Annotated in this window: 20 protein-coding genes; 1 reads left to right on the top strand and 19 read right to left on the bottom strand. The window is 37.3% G+C overall.

Annotation, left to right across the window (positions count from 1 at the left end):
• Positions 1-38: 38 nt before the first annotated feature.
• The 18 genes from COD92_RS27480 to COD92_RS27395 all read right to left on the bottom strand — a co-directional run bounded on the left by COD92_RS27480 (position 39) and on the right by COD92_RS27395 (position 21916).
• A complete protein-coding gene (locus COD92_RS27480; protein ID WP_098530662.1) occupies positions 39-1439 on the bottom strand; it encodes an MFS transporter in 1401 nt (466 codons plus the stop codon).
• A gap of 423 nt (positions 1440-1862) precedes the next feature.
• Positions 1863-4103: a beta-glucosidase BglX gene (gene bglX, locus COD92_RS27475; RefSeq protein ID WP_098530661.1), complete on the bottom strand. Its 2241-nt coding sequence runs from the start codon at positions 4101-4103 to the stop codon at positions 1863-1865.
• A 98-nt stretch (positions 4104-4201) separates the two neighbouring features.
• A complete protein-coding gene (locus COD92_RS27470; protein ID WP_098530660.1) occupies positions 4202-5296 on the bottom strand; it encodes a Gfo/Idh/MocA family protein in 1095 nt (364 codons plus the stop codon).
• Between the two features lie 18 nt (positions 5297-5314).
• Positions 5315-6103 carry a sugar phosphate isomerase/epimerase family protein gene (locus COD92_RS27465; RefSeq protein WP_098530659.1) on the bottom strand — a complete coding sequence of 263 codons (789 nt, stop codon included), beginning with the start codon at positions 6101-6103 and terminating at the stop codon, positions 5315-5317.
• A gap of 218 nt (positions 6104-6321) precedes the next feature.
• Positions 6322-8859: a GH39 family glycosyl hydrolase gene (locus COD92_RS27460; RefSeq protein ID WP_098530658.1), complete on the bottom strand. Its 2538-nt coding sequence runs from the start codon at positions 8857-8859 to the stop codon at positions 6322-6324.
• 184 nt (positions 8860-9043) lie between these two features.
• A complete protein-coding gene (locus COD92_RS27455) occupies positions 9044-10033 on the bottom strand; it encodes a sugar phosphate isomerase/epimerase family protein (protein WP_098530657.1) in 990 nt (329 codons plus the stop codon).
• 19 nt (positions 10034-10052) lie between these two features.
• On the bottom strand, positions 10053-10460 hold the full coding sequence (locus COD92_RS27450) for a C-glycoside deglycosidase beta subunit domain-containing protein (RefSeq protein ID WP_098530656.1): 408 nt from the start codon (positions 10458-10460) through the stop codon (positions 10053-10055).
• Positions 10461-10763: 303 nt separating this feature from the next.
• Positions 10764-12017 (bottom strand): MFS transporter, encoded by a 1254-nt coding sequence (locus COD92_RS27445; protein ID WP_098530655.1) that lies wholly within the window; start codon positions 12015-12017, stop codon positions 10764-10766.
• Positions 12018-12090: 73 nt separating this feature from the next.
• Complete coding sequence (locus tag COD92_RS27440) at positions 12091-13248, bottom strand: FAD-dependent oxidoreductase (RefSeq protein WP_098530654.1); 1158 nt, start codon at positions 13246-13248, stop codon at positions 12091-12093.
• A gap of 22 nt (positions 13249-13270) precedes the next feature.
• Entirely contained in the window at positions 13271-14026 is a 756-nt protein-coding gene (locus COD92_RS27435; RefSeq protein WP_098530653.1) for a cyclase family protein, read from the bottom strand.
• A gap of 25 nt (positions 14027-14051) precedes the next feature.
• The gene (locus COD92_RS27430; RefSeq protein WP_098530652.1) at positions 14052-14960 is read right to left on the bottom strand and encodes a fumarylacetoacetate hydrolase family protein; all 909 of its coding nucleotides are present in this window, start codon (positions 14958-14960) and stop codon (positions 14052-14054) included.
• Between the two features lie 15 nt (positions 14961-14975).
• Complete coding sequence (locus COD92_RS27425) at positions 14976-16082, bottom strand: alpha/beta hydrolase family protein (RefSeq protein WP_098530651.1); 1107 nt, start codon at positions 16080-16082, stop codon at positions 14976-14978.
• A 29-nt stretch (positions 16083-16111) separates the two neighbouring features.
• A complete protein-coding gene (locus COD92_RS27420; RefSeq protein WP_098530650.1) occupies positions 16112-17059 on the bottom strand; it encodes a VOC family protein in 948 nt (315 codons plus the stop codon).
• Positions 17060-17345: 286 nt separating this feature from the next.
• Positions 17346-18584 (bottom strand): ATP-binding protein, encoded by a 1239-nt coding sequence (locus tag COD92_RS27415; RefSeq protein WP_098530649.1) that lies wholly within the window; start codon positions 18582-18584, stop codon positions 17346-17348.
• A 175-nt stretch (positions 18585-18759) separates the two neighbouring features.
• On the bottom strand, positions 18760-19977 hold the full coding sequence (gene larC / locus COD92_RS27410; RefSeq protein ID WP_098530648.1) for a nickel pincer cofactor biosynthesis protein LarC: 1218 nt from the start codon (positions 19975-19977) through the stop codon (positions 18760-18762).
• 23 nt (positions 19978-20000) lie between these two features.
• A complete protein-coding gene (modB, locus tag COD92_RS27405; RefSeq protein WP_098530647.1) occupies positions 20001-20657 on the bottom strand; it encodes a molybdate ABC transporter permease subunit in 657 nt (218 codons plus the stop codon).
• A gap of 7 nt (positions 20658-20664) precedes the next feature.
• Positions 20665-21474, bottom strand: a complete 810-nt coding sequence (gene modA, locus COD92_RS27400; RefSeq protein WP_098530646.1) for a molybdate ABC transporter substrate-binding protein — start codon at positions 21472-21474, stop codon at positions 20665-20667.
• A gap of 193 nt (positions 21475-21667) precedes the next feature.
• On the bottom strand, positions 21668-21916 hold the full coding sequence (locus COD92_RS27395; RefSeq protein WP_098530645.1) for a hypothetical protein: 249 nt from the start codon (positions 21914-21916) through the stop codon (positions 21668-21670).
• A gap of 196 nt (positions 21917-22112) precedes the next feature.
• Between COD92_RS27395 and COD92_RS27390 the strand changes: the two genes are divergently transcribed.
• Positions 22113-24116, top strand: coding sequence for an alpha-galactosidase (locus COD92_RS27390; RefSeq protein WP_098530644.1), 2004 nt, complete (start codon positions 22113-22115; stop codon positions 24114-24116).
• Between the two features lie 69 nt (positions 24117-24185).
• Here COD92_RS27390 and COD92_RS27385 read toward each other — a convergent pair whose 3' ends face one another.
• Positions 24186-24983 (bottom strand): DUF2935 domain-containing protein, encoded by a 798-nt coding sequence (locus tag COD92_RS27385; protein WP_098530643.1) that lies wholly within the window; start codon positions 24981-24983, stop codon positions 24186-24188.
• Between the last annotated feature and the right edge of the window lie 605 nt (positions 24984-25588).

Below are 25588 nucleotides of genomic sequence, written 5' to 3'. Positions count from 1 at the left end.
TACACATAGTTATGTAACTTATAAGCTCCAGTCAATTATTACATTGTTAATTCATTACGTCTTCTTAACAGTTCACTAGTATTCTCCATAGCCCTAGCTTTAGAGATTTTATAAAAATATAACGGAATAGTTGCCAACAGATATATAATACCAGGTGCTAAGTTTACTAACATGTTTATACCATGTACTACTTCTGGTGTTTGTTGTTGATTGGCAACATAGCCGATGGCCCCCAAAATTGTTGCACTCACAGCTCCAACTAAAGCGCTTGCAATCTTAGTTGAAAGACTTGTAAAGGAATAAATGGCTCCGTCAGCTCTGATACCCGTTTTAATTTGATAATCATCAATACAGTCTGCCACCATACTGAAAATCATCGGGCTGGCAAAACCAGTTGGTAAACTTGACACGACTGTCCATACGATAATCATGTTAATATTAGTAGCTGGTGTAAAATACATCGCTATAAAAGCAAGTCCAGTAATGGTTGAACCAACAATCAAGAGTGTCTTCTTTTCAAAAAACTTTGCAATAAAAGGAAGACAGAAAGAACCGATTGCCCCACAAACCGAGAGTATTGTAAATGAAACGGCTATTAAATCTGGACGATTTAAGACATAAATACAGTAATACGTTACAGTACCTATTCTTCCAAATACCCCCAATAGTACAACAAATAGACTTACTATTATTAATAATAGTGGTTTATTGGCTCCAACAGCTATAAGAGATTCCTTAATTGATGGTTTTTCCTCTATAGAAGTCTCGATTACTTCCTTACAATTCTTGAATGTTAAGAATAATAATGGTGCAGATACTGCAGACAATACAATTGCTGCATAAAAGAAACCGTGTTGCTGATTACCATGGCCTAAAAGAGTAATCATAGGCATTACCGCAGCACCTGTAAGAATACCAGCCACTTGTCCAAAAACTCCTCTAAAAGCATTTAGATTTGTTCTTTCATGTGTATCTCGCGTCATTACTGTTGCAAGGGCTCCGTACGGTACATTTACTACAGAGTGAACTGTTCCTAATAATAAGTACGTAACACCAGCATAAATTACTTTCGCTGTTCCTGTTAGATCTGGGGTGTAAAAAGTCAATATATTTAGAAGTGCAAGTGCTACAGCACCATAAAGTATATATGGTCTAAAACGTCCATGTTTGCTTTTTGTCCGTTCCATGATTAACCCTAGGATTGGGTCGACAAAGCAATCCCATACCCTTGCTACTAGTAAGATAATAGCTGCCGCACCACCTGCAATACCAAAAACATCTGTATAGAAAAACAATAGATAAGAGGATGCTAAACTCCAAACAACGCTCGCAGAGAATTCACCAAATCCATAACTTAATTTTGTAAGAAAACTAAGATTTCCATTAATTTGAGGCACTACCAAACTTTCTTTTGTTTGTGGAACTGCTCCATTTGCCATTTCTTATCCTCCTAGTTTAAAATACCTCAAGTCCAAACTGTGAATCTTTTCAGTAGCTACTGTTATAATTATAGTAACGCACCCTATGTGTAAACGCATTCATATAATTAAACACGATACTGCAATATTTTATCCTCTATAGTAAGTATGTTGTGGGATGTAGCAAATGATTAAAAAATTAGGTATAATTCTTAACCTATTTTAATAAAAATTTCGAAAATTAATTTTTATTAGATGTAGTAGGTCTACATTTTCAACTATTTTATCACACCATTAATAGAAGATAGATTAATAATTTGATAGGTCAGACGACCTAACGAAATAAAAATATTATTTGAGTTTATAAAAAACAACCTATAACATAAGTCATAGGCTGCCGATAACATAAATTCTAATAATTTAATGTAACGATATTCATTTGTATTATACTAAGGTGAATTCTCCTTCAAGTCCATCTTGAGAACTTGGTCCCACGTATACTTTAAACAAACCAGGTTCAACTATATATTCCATCGTCTCATTGTAAAATCCAAGGTTATTTACACCTAATTCAAAAGTCACTGTTTTACGTTCCCCAGGTTGCAGCAGGATCTTTTTAAAGCCTTTTAATTCCTTAATTGGTCTTACCCTGCTTGCCACCACATCTGCTACATAAAGCTGAACAATTTCTTCACCGGTCCGTATCCCTGTATTGATTACCTCTACACTAATGGTCACTTTACTTTCCTTTGTAACCTCTGGTGTCTCAATAACAAGACTATCATACTTGAAAGTAGTGTAGCTTAAACCAAAACCAAAAGGATACAATGGTTCATGTGGACCATCTATATATTTAGAGGTGAATTTCACTTTACTTGCAGGTCTGCCTGTTCGAGGATGATTATAGTAAATCGGCACTTGTCCAACTGAATATGGAAAAGTAGCTACTAATTTTCCGCTTGGATTGTAATCCCCAAACAAAATATCTGCTATCGCATTACCGCTCTCGATGCCCAGTTGCCATGCTTCAACAATGGCAGATACGTTCTCAGCCGCCCAAGGTATGGATAATGGCCTTCCGTTTATAAGAATCACAATAACCGGTTTACCGGTTTGGTGCAAGGCTTTTAACAAATCCTCTTGTTTTCCAGGTAAGTTTAGATCCAATCGACTGGAGGCTTCCCCACTCATATCAGCATTTTCACCAACAACAGCAATGATAACATCGGATTCCCCTGCTATTTGAACAGCCAAATTAAAGTCGACATTCTCATCTCCAATTACTTCACATCCCTTGGTGTAGACGATTTCTGTTTCTTTTTCAACCGCGGATGTTATTCCTGAAAGAACTGTAACAACATCTTCTTCATTTCCAGTTATCGCCCAAGTACCCAGCAATTCCTTTTTATTATCTGCTAATGGACCAATTACGGCAATTTTCTTGAGATTTTTCTTTAATGGCAGAATATTATCCTCGTTTTTAAGTAAAACAATCGAACGTCTCGCCATTTCTCTGGCAACTTGAATATGTTCCGGAGCTAATATTACTTGCTCTTCATTGTCCTTATTTGTTCTGTATGGGTTATCAAATAGTCCCAAATGAAATTTAACACGTAAAACTCTTCTTACTGCTTCATCCAAAACCTCTACTGAGATTGTACCGTTGTTAATTTGCTCAGGTAAATCTTCTTTGTAGGTACCTTGACTCATATCCATTTCTAAGCCAGCAAGTAATGCCTTTTTACTAGCCTCTTTCCGGTCTTCTGAATCTCCGTGAACAACTACTTCTGCAATCGAGTTGGCATCACTAACCACAAACCCATTGAATTTGTACTTTTCTCTTAAAATATCTGTTAATAAATATTTATTTACAGTACAAGGAACGCCATTTAAATCATTAAATGCACTCATAAAAGTTCCCACTCCTGCTTTTGCTGCTGCCTCAAACGGAGGAAGGAATACTTCATGAAGTGTTTGCATCGACATATCGACTGTATTATAATCGCGACCGCCAACTGCTCCACCGTAAGCAGCAAAGTGCTTGGCGCAGGCTAGTATTCTTTCGGGTTCAGATAGATTCTCCCCCTGAAATCCTCTCACTCTAGCATCAGCAATCATACTTCCCAGATACGTATCTTCCCCTGCACCTTCTGCAATCCGTCCCCACCGCGGGTCTCTTGTAATATCTACCATCGGCGCATAAGTCCAGTGTATTCCAGCGGCAGAGGCTTCTTTAGCTGCAATTTCCGCCGTTTTCTCAATTAAGTCCAAATCCCAGCTGCAGGCTTCGGCGAGGGGAATTGGAAATATGGTTCTGTAGCCATGGACTACATCTAAGCCAAAAAGTAGCGGTATTCTTAATCTTGACTCCTCAACGGCAATCTTTTGTAATTCATTGGAAAGCTCTGCTCCTGTAACTCCTCCCATTGAACCAAGGAGCCCTTCTCTAATTTCGTCTTTATGATAATTTCTCTCCATTGCCTGGAATTCCTCATATGAAATCTCACCTTCTACTAATTTGGCAATGATTTCGTCTTTCGTCATTCCAAATGCGCCAAATATAGAAGGAAGAAATTGAGTAAGTTGTCCAACTTTTTCTTTTAGCGTCATTTTACCGATCAGTTCATTTATATCTGTCTCATAATCATTATTAATAATTGTTTCTTGATTCCTTATTTTTACCATTCCCCTGCTCCTCGCCTTACTTTTTATTTTTAATTAAAAAGTACCCTAAGGTAGATTTTTATTTTTCTACACTATAAGGTACTTGTTAATCACCATTTTTAAAATGACGATGAAAGTAATAGAACTTTATTTTTGCCTTTTTCGAAAAAAACAGGTTCACTTCGGCTAGCTGCTTTATAAAACTGATCAATAATATCCATCATGTATAATCCATGCTCCGCTGGAGCGATTAATTCTTCTCCAGTTAAAATACTATTTACAAAATGCTCAAACTCATTCTTTAATTTAATATTCGGATTAAGGACTGGCGAAATATCAACACAGGTATCCAATAACTCAGAGTGAATCTTTAATTCACCATTACTAAGGCTTACGCCGCCTTTTGTCCCTAGTATTTCAATAAACGTTTTATCTTTTTCTATATTGGAGGCCCAACTAAATTCAAAATTTACTGTCGCTCCGTTTTGTAGACCGATAAAACCAACCGCTGTATCTTCAACATTAAAAATACCATTTGGATTCCCTTGATAACCGTTTCGATTACGCGTAGTTGTTTCAGTGAAATTCTGGTGAATAGCTCCAGTAATATAGGATGGTTGTGGCATTCCGATGAGAAATAATGCTAAATCAAGATAATGAACACCTAAATCAATCATGACGCCGCCGCCAGCACAATCCTTATTCGTAAACCATGTTCCTCTTCCTGGAATGCCACTGCGTCTAATCCATCCTGCTTTTACTTGATAGATATCTCCTAAGTAACCTGCCTCAATATATTTCTTCAAAAAAGCGGCTTCATTCGTAAAGCGATTATTTAGACCAACCATGACTTTTTTCCCTGATTGATTCTTAGCATCGACTATTTTTTGTGCCTCTCTTGCATTAACGGCAAGAGGTTTTTCACAATGAACGTTTACCCCTTTTGAAAGAGCGTAAGTTGAAATCTCAGCATGAAGATAGTTAGGAGTACAAACACTGACTAAGTCTAACTCTTCATTGTTTAGCATTTCCTCATAATTCCCATAGACTTTTGAAATATTATATTTTTTTGCCAGCCTTTGTGCATTTTCAATATTCACATCACAAATGGAGATTAATTCAACATTTGGCAATGTCATATAATTGTTTAGATGTTTTCTTTCAGCATTACTACCCGCCCCAATTAGACCATAACGTAATTTCTTGTTGTTCATATGACAACTCCTCCATTTTTAGAATGCTAGTTTCTTCATATAATTAATAGTGAAATCGATTCCCTTTTCCCCTAGTTCTCCAATCCATACCGGAGAGTGCGGCTCAATACTTAATCCACCTTTATATCCTTTCACTCTTAACAATGAAATAAATGTTTTCCAATCCGTTTGGTCCAACCCAGCTGGCGGATCATCCACTCTCTGTCCATTAATAATCATCGACCCTTTTAAATGAACATGGTTGAAACGGTCACCCCAATCGAGTGTTTCTTGGAGGTAATCCCCGCCAAAATACCGGCTATGTGAAGGATCAAATTTAATACCTAAGTCCTTTAAATGACCATGAACGATTTTCCATACTTCCGGATTATTGACAAAATTCACCTTTCGACAATTGTAGGAAGACACGTTAACTCCTTTAGGTTTGGCATAGTCAATGAGGAGTGAAAAAAACTGGATTGCCGCTGAACAGTTTTCAAAGTAAGATATTTCCTCAACATAATTACAACCACTAACAAAATTGGTACAACCCAATTCACTTGCTACGTCAATTAGTTTATAGCATCGTTCCAATTCTTCCTCGAGGACCCTTCCTTGCTCATCAATCCGTAATGATTTCCATCTTCCTAACGAACCGATCGCAATCCCATATTGATTTTTCCATTTTACTAGGTTCTCACGATTCCGATAAAACGCATCGACATCTTGGCCTTCATTTACACAAACTTCTATAAAATCTAATCCCTTTTGATTCGCCTTTTGAAAGCTTTCTTCTGTTGGTGTTGCTATTATTCCAAGCGGCATCATAACAAAAACCCTCTTTCTTCATTTTTTAAATTTCATTTATATGAATTTTTGATTTTAAGTAACGCTTACATTTTTATTTTAATCAATAAAAATGTTTACTGCTTTCTTCCTATTAACCAATTAATTATGGATTTTCATTCTTTTTAATTTCTCTTTAAAAAAAATATAAAAAATGGTTAAAAATCTATATTAGATTTTTAACCTCTTTTTTATAACAATTATAGATCGCTATACAACAAATTAAATTCAAATAATCTTACTTCGTGAGGTTGAAGTTCACCTTTCAAAACAATCGATTGATTCTCCACAACATGATGCTCCACTTTCATATATGGGACACAAATTTGCTTTAAATATTCAACCTCATCAGGTTTCATATCGTCTACAGCGCCAAATTTCAACCACTCATCTAATACACTTCCATGATCACGGTTTAATCTAAGTTCCTTAATTCGATACTTTCCATTGACTAATCCCTGTATTTCCAAAGAGAGATTAAGCGTTTCGCTATTCTCAAAAATATCGTATTGTTCGTGAATTCCCATACTTCCTTCTGGATGTAAATAATAGGAATAGTTAAAATGTTTGTAATTAAAACAGATCACTTGGTACCGATCGCCGGACCTCTTCGTAACAATATAATGGTCACCCTTGGCTACTAGAATCTCACCTAATTGTTTTAACAGGACAAACGCATGATAACTCGGTTTTTTTATTCCACTTTTCGTTACCAATCCAGCACCGCCGTGCAGCAGGTTTTTAGAATCTCTAAAATCACTAAAAATATCTGAAAACAACCAATAACCAATCATGTTCACTTGATTTTGATTCAGATTTTCAATGATATTCCTAACCATGTAAGAAGCTTTAAAACAACTATCATTAAGAAAGTTACGATTAGATATTGAGATATTCCACTCAGTCACATTTAGTTCTAAACCATCGAATCCTGCCTTTTTCAAAGTTTTCCTTACTTCATTCAACTTATTGAGTACATAATTAGGATTGCTCGAGTGTAAATTTTTAATTGGCACCCGATATTTATGACGATCTATTTCAATTGGATAAAGGGATATGGAAAGAAAATCAGGCTGAATTTCCTCCTTTTTCCACTCTTCAAGTAACATTTCAAGTTTGTCGCCTTCTAAATCAATACTTAACCCACATCCGCCAACCTTAGCTGAAGGAATAAGTTCTTTGGTATCCTTTTTAAATTCACTAAACATCTTAAAATACTCATGAAATTGGCTCGGACTCTGAGCTTGATTATTCTTAATTTTATCGAAAAATTCTTTTTCATCTTGTACTTTTGTATTAAATACATCTGTATGGGGTTTCCACATTTCAAAATACCAAGTCTCAACTTCTTCAATTCCATAACGTTCAATGCATTGAAGTAAAAAAGCCCTTATTAGGTTTTTCCATTCTTCTGGAGACCTCTCGCTTATCGTTTGGATGGCAAGTGTTTCTCCAACTGCCTTTTGAATAATCTTAGGTTTAGGCCCAAATTCAATAAAAGGCTTTAATTTAACTTTTATGAGAAAATCCAATAATTTGTTCGTATTAGAAAAGTTATAAGTGATCATTCCTTCAGAGCGGTCTTCCACTAGCATATCATCCCCAAACAATCCCCAAAATCTAGCGTAAGTAAAGCCGATTTCATTTTGCAGGAGGGTGATTTGCTCTTGCATATCTGAGTTTAAAAGATCTTTTGCATATCCAACATTCAACAGCTTATTCCAATACTTTGTAAAAGCAGCTAAGTTCCCTATTTTAACTGTTTCTGTTTCCACTGCTCCTGTAGATTGAGAGAATGTTTGAACGCTACGATCTTCAGAACTCTTAAAATATTGTCGCAGCTCAGTAAATGCATCATTACTTTCTTGGATAGTTATTTCTTCAGTAGTATCTATTTCTTTGTATACTGTACCTGACATTTGCTTTCGATATTCAACTGGCTTTAACTGATAGCTTTCATTAAAAACTCTGTTAAATGCCGCTAAATTAGGAAAACCATTATCTAAAGCAATCCGTGTAATAGGTTTACTAGAGTTAACCAATTCGTTAACTGCATGGGCAAGTCGGACTTCGTTTAAATATTGGGAAAAAGTTTTTCCTGTTTGCTTCTTAAAAAATTTAGACAAATAAGGAACAGAAATATAATGAAGACCTGCCACTTCCTCTAATGACAAGGGCTCGCGATAATTACTTTGGATATATTCAATAATTTCAGACAATCGATCATTTTGTCCTTTATTAAACAAGAGATTTTGTATTTCCTGCTGATTTGTACTCTTAAGGTAATGTAATTTTAAAATGGTTATTAATTTAAATGTTTTCTCTAAAGATTCAACTTCTGAATCATTACGCTGCTGCAAATAAACCGATAATAGTTCTTCGATGACCATTCTCATATCCGAGTTCGAAGAATTACTCTGTTCGATGGAATTACAAGAGAAAAAGAGACCTTTTTGTCCCAGCAACGAACTTAATTCTAAATAATTAAAATGAAAAACAACAAATAAATTATCCTTTTCAGATTGAAAAGAGTGAAATTCATTTGAATTCACTAAGATAAAATCCGATTTGTTCAAGTTATAAGAATTATGATTAATTTTCACTTGAAGCTGGCCTTTTATCATATAGATCAATTCAATGTCTCGATGGGCATGCTCTAGATTACTTTTGTTATTCATAACGGAAACCGTTATCAACTTTGAATCTATTGAAGTTTGGAAAATATGCGTACCACTCATTTCAATCACCTCTTAAAAAGCAAAACCAATATTTTAAATGGCTTTATATTTTCTAAATATAGCACAGAAAGAATCTAATTCGACACTTTTTTCTGATTTATTAAATTTAAATCAGTTGATTTTGATCTCGGGTAAATAGGAATAGGAACCTTATTTTTTATTTAATAGGGTTCCTATCAATATTCTATTTATTTATTAGATTGCTTAACAACACTTGATGACGCCTAACCTGCTCCACACTATCTACTTCCATAAAGTCTTGGATGTGGCGGTTTCCTTCATATTCACTGTCTAAATACCCATCATAGCCAGCCTCGGTTAAGACATCAATAATCTCTTTATATGGTATGCTAGGTTCCTCGTAGTTTTCGGTTACTTCATAAAATTTCCCATGAACATGCATAATATATGGAATGTAATCTTTAAGGATTTTTGGATCAGTATAAACAAAGTGTTTAGCTAATTCTGCATATTCCACATCTTTTTCATTTGCATTCTTCATTCTTTTTACTTCTTCAAATGTCTCTTGTTTATCTACACCGTTGGCATAATTGTCACTAACAAACCTTACTATATCGGGGGTAGCTCCATCACGAATATATCTTTGCTCTATAACAGGGGCCATCCGTTTAACAAAGATACCTAAATCAGGCATAATTCCGAACCACTTAGTTCCGCTCTTTATGATATACTCCATTCTTTCCTCAAACCATGGTGTACCAAAGGTAAAAGGCGCATGAACTTCTAGAGCAATTTTCACACCATACTGTTCTGCAAATGGCAGACTTTCTTTCACCACTTCCAGAGGAGTCGATACTAATGTTCTTAACACTTTAAAGCCCAGTTTATTTGCAATCTCTAGATCCCGAACCATCATATCCACGTTTTCTTCAAGAGTGAGTAATCGATTAGGAAATAATTTATTATCTAAAAATGCGTCATAAGCAGCCGGTTCGACCCCGTATTGATCCATCCATCCAAACCACTGGTCAACAAACTGATCTGTTACTTTAGGAAATCCTTTAAGCATTTGTTCCGGTAGCAATTCAATTCCTTTAGCACCAGATTTAGCCGCCTCAGCAATACATTGTTCTAAACTTAACTTTCTTGTATAGTATTCTTCCTGGTAACTATATAAGGATACACCGCGCTTAATGTTTGCTTGTTTGCTCATCTTAATAACCTCCTCGTCCCTAAGCTAAAATTCTATCTTCTTCAAGTGTAATTTGTTTGGTATCATCACCGATATTAGGCCATGGCAGATATGAAATACGTAAATTCACGACAGCATGTACTTTATGCGTTCCCGCTTCCAACCCACCAGTTTTCTTAATAAACAATGTTGCCTTTTCTCCGAATTCCCAGCGATTATTGATAACGGTTGATAATTCATGATATGGAAAGCTGCCGGTTTCTACAGAGAAAACCATATCATCGTGTGAAAATGAGATATCATCTACCTCTAAATCGATGCTATTAATCAATGACAATGCAACTCCCCGATAATAAGGAATCCGCAGTTTTACTTCAAAGCCAGCTACCTGTCCGTCTTCCACAACATTTCGAAAACCATCTTCGCAGACTAAGTACTGTTCAAACATGTATTTTCACTCCTTATTGACTCTAGTGTTACTATTAATATAAAACGCTTACTTTTAGTATCTATTAAAAATATACCTTTTCATTTTCAGTAAAACAATTTTGTTTTAGCCCTACTTTCATATACTTTTCTATCCAATTACACTTTTAGAAGTTAATATGTAACTATTCAGATTAAAAAAGTAATGCAATTTTTTAACCATTAAAAGATTGATACTGAAGCTGCTTTAAATTATGTTTCAATATTCATAAATTATAATGATAAAAAAAAGGAAGGTTTTACCTCCTTCCTTTACATTGCTTATTTATAATGAAGCTTGGATCTCCTTATTTCTCGATTGATTCAGTTTAATAGGTGCTGTTTCTTTTATTCCAAACGTGCAAAGGAAACCAATAAAAGCAGCAGCTGCCGTTATCCATAAAGGAGCCATTAATCCAAAGCGATCCGCTAGTATTCCTGATACAGTTGGACCGAAACTACCGCCAATGATTTCACTTGTTAAGATGACGAAACTTATCGCAGTTGCTGAAAATGACCTAGAAACCGACTCTGCAGGAATAATGTTCATGATTAATGGCTGATAGCCATTTCCCAAGGAGAAAACAAGAATAAAGATGAGTAATAGCCCGAAGTTGTGGTAAGAAAGTGCTATCGTTATAGGAAGGAATATAGCTAAAAAAGAAAAAATCTTTATTGCAGGTAATCGTCCCACACGGTCTGATATCGCTGCACCGCCAAACTGTCCAATAAACATCATCAGACCCATTAAACCTAATAACATGCCAATTTGAGTTTCTCCAAAATTTGTAGTTTGGGCATAGATGGTAGGTAGAAAAGCCGTTAGCGTTAAAATATAAATCATATTACAAATACCAACGATCGTACTTAACCAAATATTTCTCGTTTTAAAAACGTTAATATAATCAGCTTTGGTTGGCCTTACATTTGATGCCACAGTAGGATGAGATATATTTGGTTTTGGTTCTTTTAAAAATTTCCATATGATTAGACCCATTAGTATTCCTGGAATAGCAATGATATAAAAGGAAGACCTCCATCCAAAAGAAGCAGCTAGTGCTACAGTGATCACAGGTGCCAATGTTCCTCCAATTAAAGAGGAAGAACTTTGAACGATCCCCATGTTCAAGCCTCTTCTTTTTTCCGATGACTCATGGATCACAATCGATTGGACCAGCGGCATGACTGGCCCTTCCGCTAATCCCATTATTCCCCTTACCAATAGTAATGTAGCAAAAGAACCGACGACACCTGATAATAAGGTAGCAATTGAAAATAAAAACACAAAAATAACAAGCATCGGTTTCTTTTTTCCTAAAAAGTCAGAGAGACTGGCAAAGATTAAGGTAGACAGACCAAAAAACACTCCTGTTACTGACACAGTTATTCCTAACTGTGTATTGGACAATCCCAATTCAGGAGCAATTTTCGGAAAGATAAACCCCAAACTTAATCGGTCTAAGAATACGAGACCTACAACTAAAAACATGGAGATTACAAGAAAATTTTCATATTGAAAAAACCCTTTCTTTTTTGCCATCCAATTGCCCCCTTCAATAAATACTCAAGCTTTACTTTGAAGTGGAAACGTATACAAAGATATATACGTTAGTCTATAGTGTGTTTACTTCTGATAGAAATGGTTCATTCATTTTTGCTAGTGTTTCATATACAAACTTACCGATATTTACATCCTCTTTCATTTGACCGCTCCAAGTAAGCAATTCCCATTCAACCAACTGGTCTGAATTGTCAACGATGAGCCTGCAGCGTTCATACCGTTTTTCCATGAAAATCTTAAACGCTTCTGCAACTTCGAGGTTATTCTTTAGAATGTCAGCCAAAACAATCACATCTTCGATTGCGATGGAAGCACCTTGTCCAAGATGTGGGGCTGTACCATGTGCAGCATCACCGACAAGCAAAACATTTCCTTTATACCACGGTTTTGGCAGCATATGCGTAAATATCGGGCGATAAACCACTTGCATAGGATCGGTAATTTGATTAGCCGCATCTGCAATCGCACCTCCGAATTCAGTCAGTCTCTCTTTTAATAACACATGGAGTTGGTCATTCGGAAACCTCGGATTACCTGGTTCATGCGTAGTGACAAGCAAATACATTTCATCTTCTGACATAGGAACCAAGCCTGCTTTTGCTTTTTGACCGTAATAAAACAGCCCTCGGTCGACTTCTTTCGGACGTGGCAGGGTATAACGCCATACTCCTTGACCGCTATATTTTTGGACAATATCCCCGAACAATAATTTTCGAACTTTTGAGTTAGCACCATCCGCCCCAATGACCAAGTCATAAACTGCTGAAATCCCGTTACTTAACTCCACCTTCACACCATTTGAGATATTTTCAATCCTATTAACCGTTGAACCCATATATATTTTTGTACTGATTTTTTCAACGGCCTCTAAGAGAAAATCATGAAGTTTCCTTCTGGAGATTCCGTTAACGCCCGGATATCCTTCTATGGTAGGCGAGTCTCCTTGGAACATAAAATGTCCCTGCCCTGTGTAATAATCGAAGCCTGGATAAGAATACCCCTGTTTCATACATGCATCAGCCAAGCCAATTTCATTTAGGGCCCTAAGAGCATTTGGGGGCTGAATAATCCCAACACCATATACATTCCATTCCAGTTCCTTTTCCACTATTTCCGCGTCAATTCCAATTTTGTGAAGGGCAGCGGCTGCTGCTAAACCACTAATTCCACCGCCAACAATGAGTACTTTTTTAACCAATTGATTTGTCATTTTAAACACCCCTCATTCCCTTTTAATCTATAATCGCCACAGCCCGAGTCCATCCTGCGCTCCCGCCTTTTATTTTGACCGGAAAAACTGATACTTTGAATCCAAACGGCGGTAATTGATCCAAATTTGCTAGTTTTTCAATTTGGCAATACTCTTTTTCTCTTCCCACAAAATGCGCTGCCCAGAGTACACCAGGACGCGGGTTTTGTTTATAATCCTCTGCTTGTATGGATAACGGCGTATCCCAACCCCATCCGTCCGTACCCATCACCTTTATCCCTTGGTCAATCAGCCAAAGAGTAGCCTCCGCCGAAACCCCGACATGAATTTCACTATAATTAGGCTGATATCTTCTTTTATCGGCATCACAGCGGATCATAACAATATCGAACGGCTTTAACTCATAGTCCATTTGTTCAAGTTTTCCCTGAATATCTTCAACTGTCAAAGAATAACCTGCTGGTTTGTCAGTAAAGTCCAGTACCACTCCATCATTAAAAAACCATTCCAGCGGCATTTCATCAATGGTTCGAGCCGGTTTCCCTTCTGATGTCGGCCAATAATGCCATGGTGCATCTACATGGGTACCAGCATGGCTCGTCAAGGTCAGAAACTCCCCAGCAAGACCTTTCCGCTCAGGAAAATCATCCGGGGATACACCGACAAGTTTAGCCCCAAAATCGGCACCTTCTTCATGTGTTTCAAAGCGAATCGAAAACGGAAGAGGATCTTTTAAATCCTCTTCAATTGAAACACTTAGGTCAACAATTCTAGCCATAAAAGTTCCTCTCCGTTCATATTCCTTAAATAATTCTATTTTTCAATGTGCCAAGGCCTGTAATCTTTAATTCTACTTCATCCCCAGGCTCAAGCCAGCGGTGAACCTCGGTTCCGAGTTCCATGATGCAGCCGAAGCCGACTGTACCAGAGCCAATGATATCTCCGGGATATAAAGTCACTTCCTCTGAAGCACGCTCAATCATGTCACCAAATGTGTAATAAATATCCTTAAAGTTCCCCCGGGACAGAACTTCACCATTTACGGCCGCAGTCATTTCTAAATCGAACCTGCCAGTTGATTTATAAGGTTCTAATTCATTCTTTGTTAAAAGGTAAGGACCGATTGATGTTGCAAAATCCTTTCCTTTTGCTGGGCCCAAAAGTACCTTCATTTCTTTCATTTGGATATCCCGCGCCGACCAATCATTTAAAATCGTATATCCGAAGATATATTCCTCTGCTTCGTCTGACTTGATATTTCTTCCTTCTTTCCCAATAATACAAGCTAGCTCAAGTTCATAATCAAGTCGGATACATTTAGCTGGGCGTTTTACCTCCTCTCCAGGTCCTTTCATAGCATTGGGATTGGAGAAATAAAAGATGGGCATTTCATACCACTCTGGTGCAACTGTATCCCCTGAGCGTTTTGTTGCATTTTTGACATGTGTCTCAAAAGCAACAAAGTCTCGGAAGGTTACAGGGTTCGGCAATGGCGCAGTTAAACGTATTTCTTCGAGCGAATAGGATGGAAGATTCGTTGAACCGCTTAACGTTTTTACATTTTTCATATATTTTTCGTTATTTTTGATAAACTCTGCCATATTATCAGGTAATTCACCTTTGGAAGCAATCTTCATATCTATCACTCTATCACCATCCAGCCACCCTGCACGCATCTGGCCATCCTGATTATAAAAAGTAACGAACTTCATGACTCCACCTCCGGACTACTTCAATAACTGGTCTTTTAACCAGTCATACATTTCGTAGGTCACTGTGATATTATCGACCTGACAATGAGATGAACCTGTGCTGCTGGTCGGAATAATCTTTAACCAGCGTGGGCAAGTAAGGTCATTATAAACATTATAGGCGTTATCCACTGTATTTTGTCGATCATCTTCGCCATGTACAATGTAAGTTGGCATTTGAATTTTTTCTGCCACACCGCGTAAATTATAGTGCTCAAGCTTTGCCCTTGCAGCAGGCATGTCTTCAACCCCAAAGATATGCTGAAGAATCTTTGCTAATGGATGGTTATCCGGGCGTTTTGCCCAAACATCGTTGTAATCATAAACGGCTCCCCAGATCGCACAAGCTTTAAACCTCGGCTCGAATGCTGCACATCTTGCTGCCATATAACCTCCCATCGATACAGCCATAACCCCAATACGGCCGGGATCGACATCTAGATTTTCAACCGCCCACTCATATGCCGCTGTTCCAGCTGTATTGTAATCATGACGGGAATGTATGTGATGGATTCGTAATGCTCCCCCTTGGCCAGGACCGTCTAGTGCAATAAGCGAAATACCACGTTCATTTAATAGCTGCGCAGGCCCATAATATAATTCCTCTGCAGTTGAATCTAAACCGCCAAACATCACTATCAATGGTCCCTTACTTTGACCTGGTGCTTCAAAATAATACCCTGGCAGAACAGCATGTTCAAAGGGAATGTTAACAGCCTTTGGCGGTGAGGCTAACAGCTCCCCGCCTTTTCTGAATGATTCTACCCCTTTTAAATAGGTTGGCAGTTTACGCTCATCGTCAGGCTGAAGGAAAAATTCTGCCGTACGAAAGTAGTTAGCTGACCGTAAATAGCCGGACCGTGCCGTTTCTTTAAATCCCTTGTCCATTGCATCATTAGCTGTTGTTAATGATTTATTTCCTAGTCTCATCCATTCGTGATGGAAACTCTCATAATCTCCTAACTTCATACGGCTGGCTGCATCTAAGATTTCATTTACTTCACCACCGCCAAAATAAGATTGGCTGATCATTCTTACTATTTGATAAGACCACATATAATTTTCTGGAAAGAAATGCCACATTTTGATAAGTCCCCCTGTTGTTTAATTGATTATTTAATGACTTTTCCTGATGCATCCCAAGGCATTTCACGCCCCCAAGCATCATTTGGATTTTCAGAAAGACTCCATCTGTATGGACCAAAATCTGGCGCAAAAACAAGATGTGCTCCTGCATATAATTCAAACCGATTGCCGCCTGGCTCATCTACATAAAAGAAAAATCCTTCTGCAAGCGCATGCCGTGTTGGCCCGCCCATGGCTAATTCGTATCCACTTTCGAGGATATGGTCGGCTGCTAACAGAACTTCTTCCCTGCTTTCAACCGCGTAACAAACATGATTGAATCCACCTGGTTTGCCACTATGGTTCTTTAAAAAGGCGATATCATGCGAAAGGTTGGTGACAGATAACCATGCACCGATTTCCGGGCTGCCGGGTTCATTGGCATTTAAAAAGATACCTTCGTTATAGCGGAAGCCAATATTTTGATAGAATTCGCGGTCTTTTGTTACGTCATTACTAAAAAGAGTGATGTGATCGATTCGGCGAGGAGATATACCGCGTCCTGGATTTTTTTGCGGACGGTTTTTCCATTTGCTCCGAAGTTGATCTGGTGCTTCATATAATTTAACATCCCAAAAAATCTCTTCTAAATGACCATCGGGAGAAGTGAATTGATAGGCTCTGCCATGTCCCAGATCCCCTTCAATCCAGCCGATTCCTTGTCCAAGTTTTTCAATATGTGCAGCAGCTTCTTCAAGTGCTGCCGGGCTATCAGCACGCCAGCCAATATGACCAAGACCCGGTTCTGTTCCTTCGGTTATTTTCAAGCTGTGATGGTAATGCTCCCCCCATGCACGAAAATAAACGGAATTTCCACTTCTACCTGACTCTTCTAAACCAATGATATTTTTAAAGAAATTGGCTGATTCTTCTAGCTTTGGACTAATTATTTCAACGTGGGCAAGATGGGAAAAAAAGTGTGGATTTTTATGCATAAATGATTCCTCCAATTAATATAATCATAAACAACCCTTCATATTGAAAGCGGTTTATTTATGATTATTATAAAGAATTTCTAATTTAGAAACGTCCACTTTTTTGTCAAAATTAATATCAATTTTTATCTTTTTCTGAAAATACTAAATTAATATGCAGCTCTTTCACCCTATAAGAATCCCAACTACAATTTGGAGTTCCCTCTTTACTGTTTGTTGGACAAAACAAAAAGTGCGAAAATGATTCCGCACCTTAGAATTCCTTCATTTTGATTATTAAAATCAATTAAACAGGAATCGAAATAGTAAAAGTCGTCCCTCTACCCATTTCACTATCGACTTGTATTTTTCCATTTACTTTATTAATAGTGCTATACACCATAAGCATTCCAAGACCAGTTCCTTCTTTTTTTGTAGAATAATAGGGATTCCCTAATCGTAAAACTTCCTCTTTTGTCATCCCGATCCCATTATCCTCTATTTTAATCACAATTTCTTTCTGTTGCTCCGAAACATCGATCGAAAGAACCCCGCCTTTTTCTTTCATCGCTTCTATACCGTTTTTATATAAATTGATTAAACACTGCTGTATTTGGTTTTTATCATACTTAAAAGATAAGGAGTTTTGAAACGCATATTGAACATCGACCTGATGCATGTTCGCGTATGGAGTAATAATGTTTTTTACATACTCTGTTTCTTCCTTAAGATTCGAATAAATCATGTTCTCTGACTGTGGCTTCGCGAAAGCCAGAAAGTCACTTACAATATTTTCAGCTCTTTTTAACTCCAATAATGCATACTCAATATAGGTTTTTTCTTCGACAGTTAGCGTTTCAGATTTATTTAACAGCTGTAAAAACCCATTTGTAACGGTAAGCGGATTTCTAATTTCATGAGAGACACTCGCGGATAAATCACTCAGGACATTTAGCCGTTCTGATTGTAAGGAAGAATTACGGGTTTTAATATTATCAATTATCTTTTCGATTAATATCATAATAATCGTCATTACCAACGCGTAAGTTGGTACGGCATATACCGCTAATAGCCAAAATTCTTTGTTCAGTGCTGGTAATACTGCTGCCAAAGTAGATAAATAGAAGGCAATAGTAAAAATAGTCACAAAAACTGCCCCCAAAATTCGTTTCTTAGCATTTTGAACAAAAAACCATTTATGTAAAAGAGGTACTAAGATAAAAATAACTGTTGAGAAGAGAAATGACTGTAGGGTGCCTGCCCCGCCAATAATCATGAATCGATAGATGTTTAACACGAGATATAACGGAAAGGTATATTTAAATCCCCCAAAAAGGGCGACAATAATAAAAGGAATGTAACGTAAATCAAAGATAAAGCCAATCTCTAATTTAATAGGAAAGGCCATACACAAGACCATTGATAGGGATGAAAGCAGAATCAGGATCGTTTTGTTATATGTATGTAGTTTATTCTCAAAGAAGATAAGGAAAATTAAAACTGGAAACAGCAGAAACAGAAAATTTAACAATAATGATTCTAACAAGGTGAAACTCCTTCCATAGCAGTTAAAACACAATAATATAAATGATTTCTTTAAATGCCCAGATTACTAGTTTACTACATTTTTGGATATTCATACAAAAACAATTATTATTTGATTATTCTCCTTAGGTTCCATCAACAAAAAAGGGGAAATCTCCTTCACAAGAGATCCCCCTCTAATCTGTCACTAATTTCATCGCATATTGGTAAATAAGTTGAAAAGAAACCTTATGCTCCCTTGCTGCTTTTGCAACATCTTCATATTCAGGAGCTTGGTGCAGCATTTTGTTATCTCTGAATGCCTGTTTTACTCTAATAGGTCCATACGGGGTATCTACCTCAATAAATCTTCGATCAAGAATATTACGGGTCCACATGCTTCTTCGGACTCCGAGTGTAGTAGTTTCCTCCAACAAAACTCTTTCACAATGGTCCGCTAATTGTAAGGACACTAAAATGGTTACAAGAGTACCAGGGCGATTTTTCTTCATATAGACAGGAGTATAAAATACATCGAGAGCGCCTACGGCCAAAAGTCGTTCCATTGTATAGCCAAGCCCTTCCCCTGTCATATCATCGAGCTGGGCTTCCAGTATAAATATAGACTCCCGTTCTTGCTGGAACTCCTGGCTGCGTGGCTGCTCGATGTCTGATGGTTTGAAGAGAAGGGCCCTTAGTACATTAGGGTGGTCAAAGTCTTTTTCCCCAGCTCCATAACCAATCTCTTCTACAATTTGTCCACCAATTGGCATGAACTTTTTTACCAGTGCCCTTAATATCCCTGCCCCTGTTGGTGTAGTCAATTCACCCTTAACGTTTAACTCTGCAAGCGGTATTCCTTTTAATAACTCCATAGTAGCTGGAGCGGGAATAGGATAGAGTCCATGAGCCATTTCCTTCTTCCCATAACCGGTTGGTACGGGTGACGCATAAATTTCTTCAATTTCAAGGTTTTCTAGAGCCAAGCATACCCCAATCGTATCTATAATGGAATCCATTGCCCCCACCTCATGGAAATGAACTTCTCTAGGGTCAATTCCATGGATTTTCCCTTCAGCCATAGCCAATTCTCGAAAGATTGCCAGACTTCGTTCTTTTACTCTTGAAGGAAGATTGCTTTCCTCAATCAACGTCAATATCTCTTGCGCATTCCGATGCTCATGGTGATGACCGTGGTTTCGGTTTTCATGAACTCGAGATGGAAAATAGATTTTCAGTTTCTTTGCTGCAATACCCCGTTTGCTGACATTATGTACATCCATTTCAAAGGGATCAATCGGTAATTTTCTTAACTGATCTACGATGTAGGAGAGATCCGCTCCTAAATCAATAAGAGCAGCCAGCGTCATGTCTCCTGCAATTCCGGAGATACAATCAAGGTAGAGGTTTTTCAATTTTTGTTCCTCCAAATTAGTCTTTAAGCTTTCATTAGCTGTAAACCTATTAACATAAAAAATGAAATCGCGATCAAACACATTACCCATAACCATGCCAAATCCATATTTCCTGAATCCATCGCTATATAGATAGCTGTTGATATGGTTTGGGTTTTCCCTGGGATGTTTCCAGCAAACATTAAAGTTGCCCCAAACTCCCCTAATGCTCTAGCAAAACTTAGTATGGTACCGGAAATGATCGCTTTTAGTGATAAAGGAATAGAGATGGTCAGAAATAATTGAAATTCATTCGCTCCGTCCACACGAGCTGCATTCTCAATATCCTCATCTATACCTTCAAATCCTGATTTGGCAGATTGATACATGAGAGGAAAAGCAACTACAGTAGAAGCAACAACAGCCGCCCACCATGTAAACATAACTGGTTGTTTAAATATCCATTCAATCAATAGTCCCACAACACTATTCCTACCAAATATTACAATTAGCAAGAACCCTACAACAGACGGTGGCAATACTAATGGTAAAAGGAAAATAGTCTCAGCTACAGCTTTCCCTTTGAATTTCGTATTAGCCATCATCTTTGCAAAAAATAACCCTAAGATTAATACCAATATGCCAGCGACAGATGCAACCTCAATAGACAGTTTGACTGGTGACCAAAAATCCGTTGCCATGATAAGTTTAATCTAATCCTTTAAATCCATACTTTGTAAAAGTCTTCAAAGAGTTTTCATTTTGAAGATAATCATAGAAAATTTGCGCCTCTTTTGCATGGGTACTAGTTTTTATCACACCCACTGAATAAACAATTGGATCGTGAGTATTTTCTTTGGCACTAGCTGCAATTTTAACCTTTTTTGAAATCAATGCATCCGTTTTATAGACAATACCCGCGTCAACATTTTGGCTTTCTACATATGTAAGCACTTGCCGAACATCCTTGGCATATACCACTTTTCCTTCGACTGACTTCCAAACATTAATATTTTCTAATGTTTCTTTTGCATACTGCCCAGCTGGTACAGCCTCTGGGGTCCCAAGAGATAGTTTATCTGATTTAGTGAGATCTTCGAATGATTTAATTCCCTTACTTGAGCCGATTGGTACTACTAATACAAGTTCATTTCCGAGCAAATCTTTCCCTTTTTCTTTCTCAATTAGTCCCTCCTGGACTAATTTATCAAATTTGTCTTCTGCTGCAGAGAAGAAGAGATCCACAGGTGCTCCCTGACTGATTTGTTGTTGAAGTGCCCCTGACGCTCCAAAGTTATAGTTTATAATCACATTGGGATGTTCCTTCTGGAAAGAGCCTTTAATGTCATTTAAGGCATCTTGTAAACTAGCTGCTGCTGAAACCGTTAATTCTACTTTCTTTTCAGAATCTGATGGTTTCTGGTTCTTAGACATTTTAGCTTGATCATTGTTTGAACATCCAGATAACGCTATTAACAGGATCATTATAGAAAAAAATAAGTAATTTCGGTTTTTCATGACCACACTCCCATTCTAACCATATAAAAATAGTTATATCTTATTGTAATAAGTTATAACAAAAAACTAAAGAAGAAAAATCACCATAAGTGGTTTGGACAGAACAGATTCCACCGGGATCGGTACTTATATAAAAAATATTTAAAGAAGGCTCGAATACTTAAGCCTTCTTCTTTTATTGGATCCATTTTAATTAAAGTACCAGCAAATATTGAATTTGTACAGGTGAGAGTGGTGTTATGGCCACAATGTGATAGCCGATACTTAGCAGCTGCGATAACGTTTCAGCACAATTTTGTCGTGGCGGTTCAATTGGGGCATGAAAACTTTTATAAAGATTAATAAATTGATTGTCTGTTGTACATTGAAGTAATACAACATGTCTTCCGGTCCACGCTTGACCAATTATTGGTTGGGTTTGGATTTCCCTATTTTTTCTCATCTTTTACATCCTCACTTATTGATACCATTACATTATGAAAAACCTTAATCCCTTGTTCTTCCAGAAACCATAGCAAGATAAATTTATTGGTACATATTGTTCATTAAAATAAAGGGCTTACTATATTAAAATAGAATTAAATTTTAATAAATTTTTATATTTATTTCAATCCAAGTTTGTTCTAGAGGAGGTATTTATGCTTAAGAAAATATTCTCAACTATGTTCTCTTTTTCACTTGTGTTTTCGGGGATTTTTACGGTTTCAATATTAGCCCCCGAAGAAGCAGAAGCTTCATCCTACAATAATTTGGCCGGGCGGCCTTTCATGGGCTGGAGCAGCTGGAGTTCCATTCGTAAAAAACCAACAGAAAAAAATATCAAAGCGGCAGCAGATATTATCGCAGAAAAATTCAAGTCACATGGCTACGAATATGTAAACCTTGATGATTATTATCAGCTTGATTGGACCACAAACGTGGATAAATATGGCAGATGGGTAGTAGACCCTAAGAAATTCCCAAATGGTATGAAAGCAGTTGGGGACTATATCCACAAAAAGGGATTAAAGTTTGGCCTTTATGTCACTCTTGGTATTCCAAAAGGAGCAATTGATCAAAATACGCCAATTGAAGGAACACCCTACCATGCAAAAGATATTGTTGACTTTAGCAAGGGTCAAAAAGTCAGTTTTAATTATGACAATATGTATTCTATTGATTTTTCAAAGCCAGGGGCACAGGAGTATATTGATTCTTGGGCCAGATTGTTTGCTTCCTATGGGGTAGATTACCTAAAGATTGACGGTGTTCGCAACCAGGATATCCCAGATATCGAAGCATGGGCAAAAGCGCTGAAGAAAACAGGAAGACCGATTCATGTAGAGTTATCCAATAATTTGGATATAAAGAATGTTTCTACCTGGCAGCAATTATCGAATGGCTGGCGGACAGATCATGATGTTGAAGCCTATGGTACGCCCACGCATACCAATTGGGAAAAGGTTTCTCGAAGATTTGGCGATGTTGCAGAGTGGCAGCCCCATGCGGGATCAAGCGGGTGGAATGACTTAGATTCACTCAATGTAGCAAACGGAAATAAGGATGGTTTAACGGCAGATGAAAAACGTTCGTATGTATCCCTATGGGCAATTGCCTCTTCACATTTTGTGATTGGCAGTGATTTAACGAAACTAGACAATTATGGATTGAGCCTGCTTACGAATGACGAAATTATTGGGGTGAACCAAAGTGGAGTCGCAGGGAAACGCCTATCTAAAACATCAACCTCTCAAGTTTTCTTTCAAGAACTGCCGGATGGTTCGTATAACATTGGTCTCTTTAATACAGGATTAACGCCACAAAACATATCGGTCAAATGGGACGATCTAGGCTTTAAGGGATCAGCAATGGTACATGATCTTTGGAGCCATGAAGATCTGGGTAATAAAGACTCAGGGTTTACAGCTAGTCTTTCTACGCATGCCTCTCAAATGATTCATGTGGTTCCTGACGCCGCCCTTACCGTTTCTCCAGCAAGCGGTGAAACGGAAGTAACCCCTTCAAAAGTTACCTTAAACTGGGATGCACAGTCCAGCGTTGACAGCTATCATGTCCAGGTGGCAAAAGATCCAGCGATGACAAAAATTGTGTTTGATCAGGCAGTTACTTTCAATTCAGCTAATTTTAGGGACCTTTCGAAGGATACACAATACTACTGGAAAGTGTCCTCTGTGGCAGATGGAACAGAACAACAAATCGGGATTTACTCCTTCCATACAAAAAAGACTTCTGTTCCAACACCACCAGACTGGATATTGGCAAACAAAAATAAAAATGATTCTGTTTCAATTACTTGGAATCCGACAGCTGGAGCCACTTCCTATACGATCTACCGTAAAAAGGTTGATATTCTTGGTTTGGACAGTTACAAACCTATCGCAACAAATCTAATTACTCCAAACTATGTGGATAAATCAGCTGAAAATGGTGTCAACTATTCATATACAGTATCCGCAAAGAACGACATAGGTGAAAGTGAACAGTCTAACGAGGTACAAGCGGACAACCACCAGCCAACTATTCAGTTGATCACTCTTTTGATCGGATTTTTAATCTTAGTTATCTTTACTACAATCTTTAGGATTAGAAGAGACAAATCCAAATCTAACACTGTAGAAGTTCTGTTAAATAAAACAGCTTAATAAGGCACAAAAAAAGGGGGAGTTTAGTGAAAACTGCCCCTTTTCTTGTTCCCTTTGATTGACACTTTTTCATTCCTTCAAGCGCGGTTTTGCAGGATCACAAATCGGTGGTTCCAGACTTCCCGATTCAGCTAATTTCATTAAGTAATAACATTCCTCACGAAACATATGATCCGCCATTAACGGGGCAAATGTTCCTAATGCTTGCTTACTTAATTCCAGTTCTTCTAATTCGGTTAAGAAATTTTGAAAAAACTTTATTTCTAACTGGGTGTCTTTATTCATTTTTGTCAAAGCTGGAAAGGACGTCAAACTGGATCTTAAATAGCCGGTTAGTTCAACAGCCTTCATATAAAAATCCTCAAAATTCTCCTTATATAAATTACTTTTCTCCCTCAATTTCTTTTCAACACCATCTAAATTGGAGGTAATCGCCTCAGCATGACCAGCCGCATCTAATAGCCATAAAAGATGATGATGTAGTTCATGGTAGATAGGTGGTATTTGACCTGCTTTCAGGTGATTTAGAATTCTTACATACTCCTCTAATTCGTTAACCATGTGATTGAGAAATGTGGGTGAAAGGTGTATTTTGATTTTGCCAACAAGATGTTTCCTGATTAAAACGAATTTGAATTCTCGTAGATTTATAACCGCTGATTCAGCATCATTTATTAATGAACTTAACTCAGCAGATTTTGCACGCTCGAGAAGCGCATCAAATACTCGAATAAAAGTTAAAGCTTTTTTTATTTCCCCTTCTTGGACCGGTGCAAGTGCTTCATAAATAAACCGAGAATGATCACCTAATATTTGGAGCCAAAAACGGTGTTCAAATCGTGCTGTCCTTTCAAAGACATCATTCATGTTTAATCCTCCCAGAAAGAAAAATTCCACATTGTTTTGATATCTATTCCCCTTATTTTAATTTAAGAACAAAGTTAAAAAAATAAAAATTGAAACAATTTCAAAAAAATTCATATCAACGACAATTTTCGGCTTCGAAATATGATGTCCCGACTTCCTTTTTCACCATGGCCCAGGATACAATCCCCTATTACTTGTTAGAAAAAAATAAATTTGGACGGGATAGTAACCCCTATAAATATATCTGTAATATAAGGAATAATAGCTTTCATCAGCAGCTGGTACTTCTTCAAAAAGGGATGTTTGTAAAACAGTTGGAAGACCTCAATGAGGAAAAAACTAATTTTTTGCATACTCCACTAGCTCTATCAAATTAGAAAAAATAAAAAAAATCCCCCTGAAAGTAAAAGAAATGGATGGGGAAATAATACACTTTTATCTTACTTATTTTTTTATAAAAATTTTTTCACATTCTTTTTTCTAGTAATATCTTTGTGTTTAAAATGGTGTCAGGTTCTCTAATGCAGGAAAACTTTAAAAAATTACTTCTTGTTCTTCTGATTTTTATATATTTCTTTTGTTAATTCTTTAAGATACTTATTTTG

The sequence above is a fragment of the Bacillus sp. AFS037270 genome (assembly GCF_002585305.1).
The sequence above is the reverse complement of the archived record's forward strand: the minus strand, read 5'-3'. Positions and strand labels throughout refer to the sequence as shown.

Bases quoted from the DNA above. Each gene is read 5' to 3' on its own strand.
- COD92_RS27395 (WP_098530645.1), bottom strand. From the start codon at position 21,916: ATGAGAAAAAATAGGGAAATCCAAACCCAACCAATAATTGGTCAAGCG.
- COD92_RS27480 (WP_098530662.1), bottom strand. From the start codon at position 1,439: ATGGCAAATGGAGCAGTTCCACAAACAAAAGAAAGTTTGGTAGTGCCT.
- COD92_RS27450 (WP_098530656.1), bottom strand. From the start codon at position 10,460: ATGTTTGAACAGTACTTAGTCTGCGAAGATGGTTTTCGAAATGTTGTG.
- COD92_RS27445 (WP_098530655.1), bottom strand. From the start codon at position 12,017: ATGGCAAAAAAGAAAGGGTTTTTTCAATATGAAAATTTTCTTGTAATC.
- COD92_RS27465 (WP_098530659.1), bottom strand. From the start codon at position 6,103: ATGATGCCGCTTGGAATAATAGCAACACCAACAGAAGAAAGCTTTCAA.
- COD92_RS27420 (WP_098530650.1), bottom strand. From the start codon at position 17,059: ATGCATAAAAATCCACACTTTTTTTCCCATCTTGCCCACGTTGAAATA.
- modA (WP_098530646.1), bottom strand. From the start codon at position 21,474: ATGAAAAACCGAAATTACTTATTTTTTTCTATAATGATCCTGTTAATA.
- COD92_RS27460 (WP_098530658.1), bottom strand. From the start codon at position 8,859: ATGAGTGGTACGCATATTTTCCAAACTTCAATAGATTCAAAGTTGATA.
- bglX (WP_098530661.1), bottom strand. From the start codon at position 4,103: ATGGTAAAAATAAGGAATCAAGAAACAATTATTAATAATGATTATGAG.
- COD92_RS27435 (WP_098530653.1), bottom strand. From the start codon at position 14,026: ATGGCTAGAATTGTTGACCTAAGTGTTTCAATTGAAGAGGATTTAAAA.
- COD92_RS27425 (WP_098530651.1), bottom strand. From the start codon at position 16,082: ATGTGGCATTTCTTTCCAGAAAATTATATGTGGTCTTATCAAATAGTA.
- COD92_RS27470 (WP_098530660.1), bottom strand. From the start codon at position 5,296: ATGAACAACAAGAAATTACGTTATGGTCTAATTGGGGCGGGTAGTAAT.
- COD92_RS27385 (WP_098530643.1), bottom strand. From the start codon at position 24,983: ATGAATGATGTCTTTGAAAGGACAGCACGATTTGAACACCGTTTTTGG.
- COD92_RS27455 (WP_098530657.1), bottom strand. From the start codon at position 10,033: ATGAGCAAACAAGCAAACATTAAGCGCGGTGTATCCTTATATAGTTAC.
- COD92_RS27430 (WP_098530652.1), bottom strand. From the start codon at position 14,960: ATGAAGTTCGTTACTTTTTATAATCAGGATGGCCAGATGCGTGCAGGG.
- COD92_RS27390 (WP_098530644.1), top strand. From the start codon at position 22,113: ATGCTTAAGAAAATATTCTCAACTATGTTCTCTTTTTCACTTGTGTTT.
- COD92_RS27440 (WP_098530654.1), bottom strand. From the start codon at position 13,248: ATGACAAATCAATTGGTTAAAAAAGTACTCATTGTTGGCGGTGGAATT.
- modB (WP_098530647.1), bottom strand. From the start codon at position 20,657: ATGGCAACGGATTTTTGGTCACCAGTCAAACTGTCTATTGAGGTTGCA.